Here is a 13,468-nt window from a genome sequence, read left to right on the forward strand (position 1 = left end):
CCTCAGGCAGATCCTGAGGTGCACCCACAGCGTCAGGCCCTGGTGCGGCGGAGTTTCAGGGTGTTGTCGTTGCGGGGGGCCGGCTGCCCGTCGCGGCCGGTCTGAGCGCGCTCGTACTCCTCGCTGCGCAGGACCTCCCACTCCCCGTCCGGGAGATCGAGCGCCTTGAGGACTTCGTCCGGGGTCGGGAAGTGGATGTCAGGGTGCGGGTCGGGTGCCGAGGAGGAAGCTCCCCCATGTCCGACGACGAGGAGCACTCCGCCCGGTGCCACGGCCGCGGCGGCGTTCCGCAGGATTTCGTCGCGCGGCATTTCGACGGGGGAGTGCAGGAATTGGGCGGAGACGAGGTCGAAACTGCCGGCCGGGAACGAGGAACTGAGGTCGTGCCATTGCCAGTCGATGCGGTGGGAGACCTCGGCCGCTGCCGCGTGCTCGGCCGCCCGGCCGAGGGCGACACGGGAAATGTCGACGGCGGTGACATGCCAGCCTTGTCCGGCGAGCCAGATCGCGTCCGCCCCCTCACCGCATCCCAGGTCCAGTGCCCGGCCCGGTGGGAGATCACCGGTTTCCCGGACCAGCGGGGCATTGGGGCGTCCGCTCCACATCTGCTCGCTCTCCGAGTAGCGGGCGTCCCAGAACTCGTGGTCCGTGACGGTGCTGTCGTGGTTCGTCAATCCATCCTCCTGGTGCGAGCCGGATGGTGCTCCGGCCTTTGTTGCTTCATTGGCCTTGGGGCATCTGCGGTGCGGCCGCTGCCGCGCCGCACCGCCCTGGAGGGGAGGGTGCGCCGGGGATGCGGACGTTGGCAAAGTTCTTTGCTGAACCGGCAAAGGTGGGAGCCGGTCCGGTCCCGGGACGGCCCCTTCCGTTTCGGGAGGCAGCGTCACCCATACGGCCATAGCGTGAAGAGAGGGGCCGAAGACTTCCCCGCAATGGAGCAAAGGGGTGATGTGCGATGGCCGAGTTCGCAGAACGCGGGTCGCGGAACGCCGGGGACCTGGGGCGCACGACCATTGCCGACGGTGTGGTCGCGAAAATCGCCTTTCTGGCAGCCGGCGAGGTGGCAGGAGTTCATGCCCTGGGCAGCGGGTTTGCGAGATCGGTGGGAGCCCTGCGCAAACGCGTACCCGGGGGAGGTGCGACCACCCCGCACGGCGTCAAGGTCGAAGTCGGCGAGAAACAGGCGGCGGTCGACCTGGACGTCATCGTCGACTACGGCGAGATCATCCCCGCAGTGGGGAAAGCCGTGCGCGAGAACGTGATATCCGCGGTGGAGCGGATGACCGGTCTCGAAGTCGTGGAAGTCAATATCGCGGTCAGCGATGTGTGGCTCGAAGAGGAGGAAGGCGAACCGGACCGGGTGCAGTAGGCAGCCCCGCGGCCGGCGCACCGCCACAGCCCCGCGGCCGGCGCCACAGCCCCGTGGCTCCTCGCACCGCCACTTGCGGAGCGAGGAGTCACGCCGTTCCCGGCTTGCCGCCCGGCAGACGGGGGACTTCGGGGGATTCCGTGTCCAGCGGCACCGACCAGGAACTGAGCAGACCCAGCTGCACGCCGCGGCGCGGCAGCACCGCTTCCAGTAGCCAGTCCGCGGCCACCCGGATCCGGTTGCCCGGCATCGCCATGAGGTGGTAGCCGCGGGTGACGGCTTCGGCGAGCGGGCCGGAGAGCGGGATGTGCAGGGGGTTCGCCGCGGCCTGGAGACCGCCCAGGTCGACCATGAACCCCAGATCGTGGTGCTCGTAGGCGCGCGGTGAGCCCTGGCCGCAGGACGCCGCCACATTGTGTGCCGCGGCCTTGCCCTGCCGCTGGGCGTGCTGGGCGGTCATCGGCGTCACCTCACCGGGGCGGGTCAGGTCCGGGACGGCCGCGGCGTCACCGCAGGCGAACACCCCAGGCCGGCCGGGCACGCCGAGGAACTCGTCCACACACAGTCGTCCCCGGTCGGTGGGCAGCCCCAACGAGTCGACCAGCGGGTCGGGCCGTACGCCGACACACCAGATCAGGGAGCGGCTGTGAAGGAACTCGCCGTCGTCGAGCAGCACACCGGCCGAGGTCGCCTCCTTGACGGACGTGCGGGTGCGGACATCGACGCCGCGGGAGCGCAGGACCCGGTCGGCGGTGCGCGAGAGCCGCTCGTCGAGTCCGGGCAGCAGCCGGTCGGCGACGTCCAGCAGCAGCCAGCGGGGGCGCGGGCCGTCCTGCATTCCCACGTTCTGCCGGGCCAGGTCATCGGTGAACAGCACACCGTGGGCGGCGACTTCGGTGCCCGTGTATCCGGCGCCCACCACCACGAAGGTGGTCCTGGCGGACCGTTCGGCCGGGTCCTCGGCCGCACCGGCCAGTTCGATCTGGCGGGTGACGTGGTCGCGGAGGTACAGCGCTTCGGGCATACCGCGAAAGCCGTGGGCATGCTCGGCGACGCCGGGGATGGGCAGCAGTTTGTTGACGCTGCCGACGGTCAGGACCAGCCGGTCGTAGGACAGGGAGCCCGCACGGCCCTCCGGGTCGGTGCAGCGCACCCGACGGGCGTCGAAGTTCACGGCATGAACCTCCCCGAGGACGAGCCGGATGCCCGGCAGAGTGCCGGTGAGCGATACCGCAATACGGCGGGGTTCCAGAATTCCGGCCGCCACTTCCGGCAGCAGCGGCATATACAGAAAGTAGTCGTGGGGGTTGACGAGCACGATCTCGGCGGCCCCCTTGGCCAGCCGGGAGAGCGTGCGGGCACATGCGTAACCGGCGAAACCGGCTCCGACGATCACGATCCGAGGACGACGTCGATTCACGTGGACTCCTGCGGGCGAGGTAGTGCTCACACGCCGGGCCGGACCTCGTACGGGGCCCGGTCGGCGCTCTGCGGGCGGACGCTGAAGCAGGTGGCCGCCGAGGCGGCCGCGGGGTGCGAAGGAGAGGTTGCCACCAGGGAATCCGGAGGGGGTCAGCCGCTCTCCCGCTCCCCGTCCCCCGCGTTGTCCCGGGCGATATGCACCGCCGCCTCCTCCGCCGACGCGGCGCCGCCGTCGATCCCGACATCCCGGGCCGCGATGTCATTGCTGCCCCCGCGCCAGAAACCCTCGTCGGAGCCCACGAGACGGCCCGCCCGCTCGTCGCCGCATTCGAGGTCCGTGGGTTCACCGACCCCGCCCGGCAGGTCGCCGATACCGTCGCCGTCGGGTGGGCAGACGTCCGGTTCCTCCACGGCCAGCCGGTGGTCGAGCGTCTCGCGATCGTGCAGCTCCTGCGCGGTGGTCCCCTCGTGATTGACCACGAAGGGCCGTTCCGGAGGCGAATAGCCCGTGTCCAGCGTCTCGTCGAGGTCCGGCTCGTCCAGGGCGTCCTCCATGTCGAGGTCGTTGGGGTTGTCCTGGGGGTCGGATCGGGGCGGCTGATAGACCTCGTCGCCCATCGCGTCGTCGGACATAACCGCCCTCCCTACTTCCCGTCCAGTGGCCCGGCCGCGGGGTGCGGCAGGTGCGTGTACCACCAATTGTCCGCCTCATGGCGTCTTGCGGCAGCGCCAGCGGCGGGACAGGCCCGGCTCAGGCGCGTCGGTGCTCCGTCGCGATGCCGACGGCCTGGGCGACGCTCTGCACATTGCCGAACCGCTCGTGTCCGGGCAGTCGCTCGGCCATCGCGACCAGCCGGTCCGGTGCGTTGTTCCGCCGAAGGGTCTCGATGATCGCGTTCTTGTCGGCCGGATACAGGCTCCGCCCCAGGTGCTGGGCGAGTTCGGAGCGCAGCCCGACATCCTGCTCCGTCATACCGCTCGGTGTGCCGCCCCTGAAGTCGCTCTCGGGGGACCACGCCGCTACCGGCTGGTCCTCTCCCGCCGGCTGGAGTTCGTGCTCCTCATCGGTCCGCAGGGAGCGCTCCGCCGTCATCTGCCCCCGCAGCTGCCTTTTCATGACGTCGTCCCGGGCGGGGCCGGTCTTGTCCGTGCCGTGTTCCATGACCATGGGGTGCCTCCGGCTCTACGGGTCTTACGGACCCGACGCGTTACTCCCAGTTTCCCTGGTCCGCCGGGCCTAACAACCCGGCGGCGCTCTTCCACCGTTTCCACGGGTTTTCCGCCGTGGACACGGAAATCAACCGGACGTACGCGGAAGGTGACGGTAGATGCATATGCCCGTCATGCATATGGCTATCGGGAACGGGAATTCGTAAGACACCCCACCGCATACCGATGACAGCATGTGCACAACGGGAGAATCCGCGGAATCCGAGGAAGCCAAGGAGGCAGCGCCATGCAACTCTCGCTCCTGCAACCGGTCATCGACCGGCCAGGCCCCTGGGCATCCGTCTATGCCACTGTCCCGCATCCCGCCGAGGACGCCGCGGCAGAGCAAGAGTTGACGGCGAGTGCCACCACGGCACAGTTGTTCGCGCTCGGCGCGGACGAGGCCACCTGTGGTGCGGTGCACGAGGCACTGCTCATGCGGCGCGACGACGATCCCGGGGCACACGCCGGGCGGGCGCTGTTCGCCGCGCACGGTGCGATCGTGCTCGACACTCCGCTTCCCGGGCCCCCGGCGGTCCCCTTCGCGGCCTGGGGCCCGGTGCCTAGGGTCACCCCCCTGCTGGCGGCGATCGGTGACGACCCCGTCTGCCTCGTGGTCCGACTGGACCGGGCCGGAGCGGACTTCGCCGTGCTCGGCGAACGGGGCACCGAGGGCGCCGGCCGGGCCGGTGGCACCGAACGGCCCCTTGCCCGCAGCTCCTCGGGCGACCCGTCCGAACGGCACGTCCGGACCAGGGCGGAGAACTCCTGGGAGGACAGCGCCGAAGAGATCGCCGACGCGGTGCGCGCGGCGTTCGACGACTGCGGCGCCGAAGTCGTCGTCCTGGTCGGGGAGGCGCGCGAACGCCACTTGGTGCACGACAAGCTGCCTGCACCGCTGCGCGCCCTCACGTACGAGAGCGAACACGGTGGGCGTGCGCCCGGTGCCGAGAGCGCCCTGGTGGACCGGGACATCGCCCATGTCCGGGCGGTCCAGGAACGCGAACACATCGCACAGGTGGCGGAGCGATTCCGCACGGGCGCCGGGCCCGGGAGCGAGCGCGCCCCGCACGCCGCGGCCGGTATCCCCGCCCTGGTTGAGGCGGCGCGGGAGCACCGGATCGGCACCCTGCTGGTCAGTCCGCACGGCGCGGACATCGCACGACAGGTCTGGGTGGGCTCCGACGCCGATCAACTCGCCGTCCGCGGAACGGAGTTGGTGTCTCTGGGAGAGGAGCATCCGGCCGTCGCGCGGGCGGATGACGCCCTGGTGCGGTCGGCGGCCGCGACCGGCGCCGACATCGTGGTGGTCCGTGACCCCGAGCGGGCACCGTCCGGGGGACTCGGCGCCCTGCTGCTCGGCAGGGAAGGCAGGGAAGGCACGGAAGGCACAGAAGACACGCAAGGAGCGGCACCGGAGTGACCCGGGTCAGGTGACGCACCCCATCGGCCGGGCAATCCCCGGCCGGTTGAGCCGGTTGAGCCGGTCGGACCGGCGACGTATGGACTCCCTGCACACCCGCCCGCCGACCGTGCATCCGGTCGGCGGGCGCCGAGGTGTTACGCGGCGGCCGGCTCAGCTCTGGGCTTCGGCCGCCACCGGCTTCGGGATCAGGAAGGACGTGGCGATGGCCGCGGCCAGGATGACCACGCCGGCGATCAGGCCGGCGGTGTAGCCACCGGCTGACGTCGGGTCGGCCGGCGAGGCGGCGGTCTTGACCGCGTAGAGGAGCGCAAAGCTGAGGCCCGCGCCGAGGTTGAACGCGCCCGCGTTGAGGCCCGGCAGAAAGCCCGGGTTCTCGCCGGGGGAGAGGACGATGCCCAGCCCGTTGAGGACGATGTTCGCCACGCCCGCGTAGGCGATGCCGACCAGGATGGACGTCACCAGCAGCAGGACCTGCGAATGGGTGTGCATCGTCAGCAGCATCAGGACGACCGTCGCCGCGGACCCGGCCAGGCCGCACCGCAGGATGCGGCCGTAGCCGAAGGTGGCGGCGAGGCGGCCGGCCAGCGGGCCCATGGCCAGTCCGGCGAGTGCGTAGGGGGACAGCGTCCACCACGCGGAGGCCTCGGCGCTCATCCCGAGACCGGCCTGTGCGTCCTGGGCGAAGGCGGGGATCAGACCGTTCATGACGGCGAACACGCCGGTCATGGTGAGCACGGTGGTCAGCAGCGTCGCCCAGGTCGCGCGCTGCTTGAGATGCCGGGTGGCGACCAGCGGGTGTCCGCTGCGGTTCTCGGTCCGCCAGAACAGGGCGAAGGAGGCCGCGGACAGCACGAGCAGGACGGCGATCAGCGGCCAGTCGGCGGCGGCCAGCTTGCCCGCCTCGTTGAGCGCGGTCAGCAGCGAACCGACGGAGACCACGAGCAGCGCGACCCCGGGCCAGTCCATACGGCTCGCCACGGGCGCCTTCGACTCGGGAGTCAGGGTGGCGACCAGCACGGTGGCCAGGGCAGCGACAACCGCCATGGCCCAGAAGACCGAGCCGAAGCCGTGGTGGTCGGCGAGGTAGCCGCCCGCGAGGGAGTCGACACCGGCGATACCGCCGTTGACCGCGGTGATCACGCCGAGCAGGGTGCCGTAGCGCTTGGGCTCCTTCACCTCGACCCGCAGCATGATCAGGCACAGTGGGACGACCGGACCGCTCACGCCCTGGATGACCCGGCCGGCGAACAGCATCGGCACGCTGGTCGCCAGCGCGGCGACCACACATCCGACGACCATCAGTCCGAGCATGCCCGCCAGCACCCGGCGCCGGCCGATGACATCGCCCAGCCGCGGGAGGAACAGCGAGAACAGCGCCGCGGAGGTGAAGAACGCGGTCTGGGTGAGGCCGATCTCCGCGGAGCTGGCGCCGAGGGTGTCCTCGATGTTCTTCAGCGCGGGGCTGAGCATGCTGGCGTTGAGCTGGAAGGCGAAGCACGCCGCGAGCAGCGCCGCGACCAGTACGCCTATCCGGACGCCGGACCCGCCGCCGTCCGTCGCCTCGACGGGGCGCTGTGTGGTGGAAACGTTCATGCCTCGACGTCGCCGATCCGCTCGAGCGCGTCCACGATGAGGTTCCAGAACCGCTCGTGGTCGAGCTTGACCGCGACCTGGGTGGTGCAGTCGTCCGGAGCGGGCGCACGGAAGTCCGTGACGGTCATTCCGACCGTCAGCGCACCGCGCAGCTCGATGTCCACCGGGGCCTTGCGCACGGTCATGACGTCCGGATCGATCACATAGGCGACCGCGCACGGGTCGTGGACCGGCGGATGGGCGAAGCCCTGGTTCTCGCGGTAGGCCTCGCGGAAGAAGTCCAGCAGTTCCAGGACGAACGTGGCGGGCTTGGTGCCGACCGCGGCGATCTTCTCCTCGACCGCGGGCGTGGCCAGCGCCTGGTGCGTGAGGTCCAGTCCGACCATCGTGACCGGCCACTTCTCGTGGAAGACGATGTGCGCGGCCTCGGGGTCGATGATGATGTTGAACTCGGCGACCGCGCTCCAGTTGCCCTCGTGGTAGCCGCCGCCCATCAGGACGACCTCGCGGACCCGCTCGGCGATCCGCGGCTCCTTGCGTACGGCCAGCGCGATGTTCGTCAGGCCCGCGGTCGGGACGATGGTGATCTCGCCGGGCTCATGGGACATCACCGTGTCGATGATCAGGTCCACGGCGTGCCGGCGGTCCAGCTCGATGGCCGGCTCGGGCAGGTCGGGGCCGTCGAGACCGGTCTCGCCATGGATGTCCGGCGCCGTCTCGATGGCCCGCACCAGCGGACGCGGGCAGCCGGCGGCAAAGGGCACGCCCGTGATCCCGGCGATCCGCGCCACGGACAAGGCGTTGCGGGTCACCTTCTCCAGCGTCTGGTTCCCGACCACGGTCGTCACGGCGACGAGTTCGACATCGGGATTGCCATGTGCCAGGAGCATGGCGATCGCATCGTCATGCCCCGGGTCGCAGTCGAGGATGATCTTTCTGGCCAACGGAAGAGCCCCTTTGCTCTGCTGCTCGGAAAAGCGGTGCTGAAAGTGGTGGTGTGTGCGGGCCGGCATGGGCTCCGGCGCACAGCGCGCCCGGAAGTCACCCATGGGCGAGTCCGGGCGTGGGGTCAGCCGACGGGCGAGCAGCATGGGAAAACGTTCTCCGGAAACTTGACCCATAGACCTGCCTGTTGTCAATGGTTCAATCTCTGGCCATCCGGACGTTATCGGGACGAAGGGTGGGCGGACCGATCGGGGGATCCAGGCCTCATGGGACAACGTTTGCCAGGCGGGCAAGGGGGCGTATGCTCCCTCCGGTTCGGGTGGGCCGAGCGGAGGGGACCAGGAGACGGTGGCCGAAGTCACGTTGAGGGATGTCGCGCTGGCGTCGGGCTGCTCCATTGCCACGGTCTCCCGCGTCCTGGCCGGCACCCGTCCGGTCGGTGCCGAGACCGCCCGCACGGTACGCGAGACGGCCGAGCGGCTGGGCTACCGGCCCAACCAGGTGGCCCGCGCCCTGCGCAGCCGTTCCACCGGCACCGTCGGACTGGTGCTGCCACAGATCACCAACCCGTTCTTCCCCTCCCTCGTCCGGGAGCTGGAGCATGCACTGCACGCCGAGGGGCGGGCCGTACTCCTCGCCGACTGCGATGACGACCCGGTGACCGAGGCGGCCCGGATCAATGCGTTCCTGGGGCGGCAGGTCGACGCCCTGCTGCTGATACCCGTCGATGAGCGCCGCAGCCGGGACGCGGTGGCGGGCGCGGCCGCCCGGGTGCCGCTGGTGCTGCTCGACCGTGGATGTGGCCCCGGTGTCGCCGACTTTGTCGCCGTCGACAATGTGGCCGGCATGGCCCTTGTACTCGATCATCTGGCGGCCACCGGCCGCCGCCGCCCGTGCTTCGTCGGCGCCGCCGGGACCGCGTCGACAGCGGTCGAGCGGCGCGCGGCCTATGAGGCGGGGGCCGCGGCGCTGGACCCCGCGGCCCCGGGGCGCATCGAGCTCGGCGACTTCTCGGTGGAGTGGGGACGGGCCGCCGTCGACCGCGTCTGGCCGTCCCGGCCGGACGTCCTGGTCTGCGGCAATGACCTCATCGCCGCCGGAGCGCTGCAACGTCTGCGGCAGCTGGGTGCGGAGGTGCCGGGCGAAGTCGCCGTCACCGGCTTCGACGACATCCCGCTCGCGGGCCTCGCCGACCCGGCGCTGACCACCGTCCGCCAGCCGGTCGGTGAACTGGCCGCCGAGGCCGCCCGCCTGCTGAGCCGGCGCCCTGCCGGAGGGGAGCCGGGGCCACGGCACACGGTCCGGCTCGCCCCGCAACTGGTCGTACGGGCCTCCAGCGCACCGGCCGGCAACTGACGTTCCGTCACGTCCCACCCGGCCCCACCACCTCGTCTCCCACGCCGGTCACAGCCGTGTGCGGCAGAGCAGCAGAGCGGCGAGGGCGGCGAGTCACCCGTTACGATCGGCCCATTCAAGGCCGTTGTGCGTGGCCGCAGCCGGGAGGAAGAGATGGGCCTGTTCCGCCGAGGACCGAAGAGGGATTCCCGCGACCTGGCACGTGACGGGGAGTTCAGCTTCTTCTCCGAGCGCGAAGGCGGCATCTTCAGATCACAGGTCCGGCAGGCCTTCGCGGAACACGGGCTCGAAGTCACCGCCTACGCAGGCGTGGTCACCGACTCCGCGGGCCGGCAGTTCGGCCTCGGCAACCTCGCCGCGGTGTGCCACCGCGACCGCCGCGGTGAGCGCAGCTGGCCCGCGCTGATCCGGGATCACGTCGGCAAGGTGCTCCGTACGATGGACGGTCCGCAGCCGCTGGAGATCCTCAGCGAGGACGAGATCCGGGCCTGTCTCTACCCGCGTGTGGTCGCCCAGGAGACGCTGCCCGCCTCGGACTCCTTCCGCTACGGCCGTGAGCCGGCGCCGGGGCTGCGGGAGGTGCTCGCCCTCGATCTGCCCGAGGCGGTGCAGATGCTGAGCGAGGACTCCCTGACCGACCTCGGGGACGTGGCCGAGCTGCGTATCCGGGCGATGAACAACCTGCGCGCCCTGCCGGTCGAGGGACATGAGACCGTGCGGCGCGGCGACGGTTCGGCGTTCGAGGTGCTGCTCGGCGACTCCTTCTTCACCGCGAGCCGGGTCCTGGTGCTGGACGAGCTGGTGCAGCGGCTGATGGGCACCGAGCTCACGTCGGACGGTGCGCTGGTCGCCCTGCCCTTCCGCCACCAGCTGGCGTTCCACCGTATCCACGATGCCCAGGTCATCCCGGCGTTGCAGGCCATGGCGCAGTTCGCGGCGGCCGGCCACGAGGATGCGGCGGGCGCCATCAGCCCCAGGGTCTTCTGGTGGCGCCGGGGCGTGATGACCCCGCTGAGCGCGCTGGACGGCGGCGGGCTGCGGGTGGTGGCGGACGCGGACTTCCAGGAGGTGCTGGAGCGGTTGGTGCAGGACGAGGCCTGAGCGGAGCCTCGGAGTCCGGGCCGCCAGGCACACCACGTACGAATTTTCTTGCGAAATTTTCACCGTGGTGGAACCTATGGCGCCGTCCGACCGTTTTACCCAATGAGGCCTCACGCTCTCCCCCGTGCGTGGGGCCTCACTCTTTCCCCGGCCTGGCCCAGGGGCCCCGGCCCGGCTCGCCGGGTCTCAGCCGTCGAGCCCTGCGCGTTCCTCCTCGGTGAGCAACCGCGAGCGGATCAGGAAGCGGACGCCCTCCGGCGCCTCCAGGGAGAAGCCGCTGCCCCGACCCGGTACGACGTCCACGGTCAGATGCGTGTGCCGCCAGCGTTCGAACTGGTCCGCCGACATCCAGAACCCCACCGGCTCCGGCACGCCCTCCACGGTCAGCCGGGCCAGCAGCACATCCGACGCACCCGTACGGAACTCCCCGGCCGGGAAGCACATGGGCGCGCTGCCGTCACAGCAGCCGCCGGACTGGTGGAACATCAGCGGGCCGTGCTGATCCCGCAGCAGGCGCAGCAGTTCGGTCGCCGCGGCGCTGAGCGCGATCCGGGACGGGGTCTGCGGGGCAGCGTCCCCGATGGCGGCCTCCTGCCCGTCACCGCCGGCCATCACCGGCACCCCGTCTTCTGCACACCACAGCGCCCCGGCGCTCGCACACAGCGGCTGACCAGCTGGTCATGCATCTCTCGTCGGTACACGTGCCGTTCCTCCCCTGACCGGCCACAACGGACGTCGCACCCCGGACGGCGGCGAGCCGGCCCGGAGGGTGCCGGATCGTGGTCACCGAGCCGCCACAGAGGCAGTGCCCCAGTTAACGCCCTGCAACGTTGCGTGGTGGTTGCACACGAGGGCGGACCCGTCAGTTCCGGCGGGCCCCGCCGGAGGCGGGCGCTGCCCGGTGGTCCCGGTGGCCCCGCGGAGAACTGGTGCCCCCTCAGGACGACCGCGGCGGCTGTCGTCCCCGGAGGGGCAGTTCGACCTATCGGTGGGGGAGTGGCGGGGACGCTGTCACGCCGCTGCCGGATTGCCGATGCCGCGCATCGGTGCGTAGGCGTGCGTACCGGGCCTGCTCTCACCCCGGGCCGGCCGGGAGGCCTGTAGGGGGCGCCGTGCCCTCCATCCAGGGGCCGTTGACAAAGCCCTGCCGAAGCGGAACAGTGTTCCGTATCGTAATCGGAACAACGCTCCGCTTTCAGTTCGGCTGAAGCCGGACGCTCCTGACCGCCTCACCCGCCGCCGGCCGAATGGGGCCGGCAGGGGTCATTCAAGGGACATATGCATCATGAGTGAATCGACGTACCCGGCCGATACCTTCAGCTCGCCCGCTCCCGTCCTCTCGGTCGGTCCGGTGGTGCTGTCAGCTCCCGGCCGGGCCGTGGACCTGGAGATGCGAGTCTCCGCGCCCGTGACCGGGAGCGACCTGCCGGTCATCCTCCTCTCGCACGGCCAGGGCTACTCCCACCACCTCTCCTCGCTGAACGGGTACGCCCCCCTCGCCAACTTCTGGGCGGCGCACGGCTTCGTCGTGATCCAGCCCACCCATCTGAGCTCCAGGACGCTGAGCCTGGATCCCGGCACCCCCGGGGCGCCTCTGTACTGGCGATCACGGGCCGAGGACATGACGCGCATCCTCGACCGGCTCGAGGTGATCGAGTCCGCCGTCCCGCAGCTCCTCGGACGTCTGGACCACAGCAAGGTCGCCGTAGCCGGGCACTCGATGGGCGGGCACACCGCGAGCCTGCTGCTGGGTGCCCGGCTCACCGATCCGCACGACGGAACGGAAGTGAACCTGGCGGAGCCCCGGATCGCGGCGGGTGTACTGCTTGCCGCGCCCGGCGGGGGCGGCGATGCCCTCAGCGAGTCCGCAGCCGAGAATCTTCCCTTCCTCCTGACCACGGACTTCTCCGGGATGACGACGCCCACGCTCGTGGTCGCCGGTGACAAGGACGCCTCTGCCCACCTGACGGTTCGGGGCCCGGACTGGCATGCCGATCCGTACTTCCTGTCCCCGGGCCCCAAGTCCCTGCTCACCCTGTTCGACGCGGAGCACGGGCTCGGCGGGATCTCCGGATATGACGTCGCCGAGACCACGGACGAGAACCCCGAGCGGGTGTCTGCGGTCCAGCGGCTCACCTGGGCCTATCTCCGCACCGAGCTCTACCCCGGGGATTCCGCCTGGCAGGCGGCGCGTGGCGCGCTGACGGCCGGCCCCGACCCGCTCGGACGAGTCGAGTCCAAGTAGGCCACCCGCTCAGGTGCGGGTGTCGCCGAACGCCTGCTCCGGTCACCTCGCTTCCCTGCCGAACGGTTCACCGGCACGGCAGCGGCATGCCGCCGCCGGATCCTCCGGCCCGGCCCGGCACCGGCTCACGGAGGTGAGCCGTGTCTCACCCGGGCGGTTCCCACTTGTCTATGCAACGAGTTGCATAGAAGGATCGGGGCATGGCGCTCGAACACGCGATCCTCGTCTCTCTGCTGGAGAAGCCGGGCTCCGGCTATGAGCTGGCCCGGCGGTTCGAGCGGTCCATCGGATACTTCTGGACCGCCACCCATCAGCAGATCTACCGCGTCCTCAAACGCATGGAGAGCGACGGCCGGCTCCAGGTCCGCGAGGTGCCGCAGCAGGCCAGGCCGGACAAGAAGGTGTACTCCGTCGCCGCCCCCGGCAGGGCCGCGCTCTCCGAGTGGCTGAACGAGCCGATCGAACCCGAGAGCGTCCGGCACGACCTCGCCGTGAAGATCCGCGGTGCGGCCTTCGACGACCCGGCCGCGCTGATCCGCGAGGTCGAGCGGCACCACCAGGCACACACCGACCGGCTCGCGCACTATCTCGCGGGCGAGCGGCGGGACTTCACCGGACCCGAGGCCCCCGCCGCGCCCGACGCCGGGCAAGAGCTCCAGCACGTCGTGCTGCGCGGCGGCATCGCGTACGAGCGCATGACCCTCGCCTGGCTCGACGACGTACTCGCCACCCTCCGCCGCCTCGGCTCCACGGGCTGAACCCGGCACCGACGGGCCCCCTTCCCGCCCCGCCGCCGTCTGAC

General features: G+C 70.8%; 13 protein-coding genes. 6 read left to right on the forward strand and 7 right to left on the reverse strand.

Translation table 11 applies throughout. The features are described from left to right. Positions 1–32: 32 nt before the first annotated feature. Positions 33–674: a class I SAM-dependent methyltransferase gene (locus ACWGJY_RS21410; protein ID WP_453262407.1), complete on the reverse strand. Its 642-nt coding sequence runs from the start codon at positions 672–674 to the stop codon at positions 33–35. A 281-nt stretch (positions 675–955) separates the two neighbouring features. Between ACWGJY_RS21410 and ACWGJY_RS21415 the strand changes: the two genes are divergently transcribed. After that, positions 956–1,369, forward strand: coding sequence for an Asp23/Gls24 family envelope stress response protein (locus ACWGJY_RS21415; protein WP_453262408.1), 414 nt, complete (start codon positions 956–958; stop codon positions 1,367–1,369). A gap of 88 nt (positions 1,370–1,457) precedes the next feature. On the opposite strand, the gene ACWGJY_RS21420 is transcribed toward ACWGJY_RS21415, so the two are convergent. From ACWGJY_RS21420 to ACWGJY_RS21430, 3 genes are all read right to left on the reverse strand, one after another. Then, a complete protein-coding gene (locus tag ACWGJY_RS21420; RefSeq protein ID WP_453262481.1) occupies positions 1,458–2,765 on the reverse strand; it encodes an NAD(P)/FAD-dependent oxidoreductase in 1,308 nt (435 codons plus the stop codon). Between the two features lie 176 nt (positions 2,766–2,941). After that, entirely contained in the window at positions 2,942–3,424 is a 483-nt protein-coding gene (locus tag ACWGJY_RS21425) for a DUF5709 domain-containing protein (protein WP_453262409.1), read from the reverse strand. Positions 3,425–3,542: 118 nt separating this feature from the next. Further along, complete coding sequence (locus ACWGJY_RS21430) at positions 3,543–3,959, reverse strand: DUF2795 domain-containing protein (protein WP_453262410.1); 417 nt, start codon at positions 3,957–3,959, stop codon at positions 3,543–3,545. A gap of 288 nt (positions 3,960–4,247) precedes the next feature. Between ACWGJY_RS21430 and ACWGJY_RS21435 the strand changes: the two genes are divergently transcribed. Further along, the gene (locus ACWGJY_RS21435; RefSeq protein ID WP_453262411.1) at positions 4,248–5,423 is read left to right on the forward strand and encodes a baeRF2 domain-containing protein; all 1,176 of its coding nucleotides are present in this window, start codon (positions 4,248–4,250) and stop codon (positions 5,421–5,423) included. A 153-nt stretch (positions 5,424–5,576) separates the two neighbouring features. Here ACWGJY_RS21435 and uriT read toward each other — a convergent pair whose 3' ends face one another. Both uriT and uriH read right to left on the reverse strand, forming a co-directional pair. Further along, on the reverse strand, positions 5,577–7,019 hold the full coding sequence (gene uriT / locus ACWGJY_RS21440; protein ID WP_453262412.1) for a uridine transporter UriT: 1,443 nt from the start codon (positions 7,017–7,019) through the stop codon (positions 5,577–5,579). Continuing rightward, complete coding sequence (gene uriH / locus ACWGJY_RS21445; protein WP_453262413.1) at positions 7,016–7,963, reverse strand: uridine-preferring nucleoside hydrolase UriH; 948 nt, start codon at positions 7,961–7,963, stop codon at positions 7,016–7,018. The genes uriT and uriH overlap by 4 nt, the downstream gene beginning before the upstream one ends. Before the next feature lie 349 nt (positions 7,964–8,312). Between uriH and ACWGJY_RS21450 the strand changes: the two genes are divergently transcribed. Both ACWGJY_RS21450 and ACWGJY_RS21455 read left to right on the forward strand, forming a co-directional pair. Continuing rightward, a complete protein-coding gene (locus tag ACWGJY_RS21450) occupies positions 8,313–9,320 on the forward strand; it encodes a LacI family DNA-binding transcriptional regulator (RefSeq protein WP_453262414.1) in 1,008 nt (335 codons plus the stop codon). A 153-nt stretch (positions 9,321–9,473) separates the two neighbouring features. Beyond that, positions 9,474–10,421 (forward strand): hypothetical protein, encoded by a 948-nt coding sequence (locus ACWGJY_RS21455; RefSeq protein ID WP_453262415.1) that lies wholly within the window; start codon positions 9,474–9,476, stop codon positions 10,419–10,421. A gap of 186 nt (positions 10,422–10,607) precedes the next feature. On the opposite strand, the gene ACWGJY_RS21460 is transcribed toward ACWGJY_RS21455, so the two are convergent. Continuing rightward, positions 10,608–11,033, reverse strand: a complete 426-nt coding sequence (locus ACWGJY_RS21460) for a DUF779 domain-containing protein (RefSeq protein WP_453262416.1) — start codon at positions 11,031–11,033, stop codon at positions 10,608–10,610. 673 nt (positions 11,034–11,706) lie between these two features. Here ACWGJY_RS21460 and ACWGJY_RS21465 point away from each other — a divergent pair. Then, positions 11,707–12,666 (forward strand): alpha/beta hydrolase family protein, encoded by a 960-nt coding sequence (locus ACWGJY_RS21465; RefSeq protein WP_453262417.1) that lies wholly within the window; start codon positions 11,707–11,709, stop codon positions 12,664–12,666. A gap of 200 nt (positions 12,667–12,866) precedes the next feature. Further along, complete coding sequence (locus ACWGJY_RS21470) at positions 12,867–13,424, forward strand: PadR family transcriptional regulator (RefSeq protein WP_453262418.1); 558 nt, start codon at positions 12,867–12,869, stop codon at positions 13,422–13,424. The last annotated feature ends 44 nt before the right edge of the window (positions 13,425–13,468 follow it).

The sequence above is a fragment of the Streptomyces sp. NPDC054765 genome, from assembly GCF_053612065.1.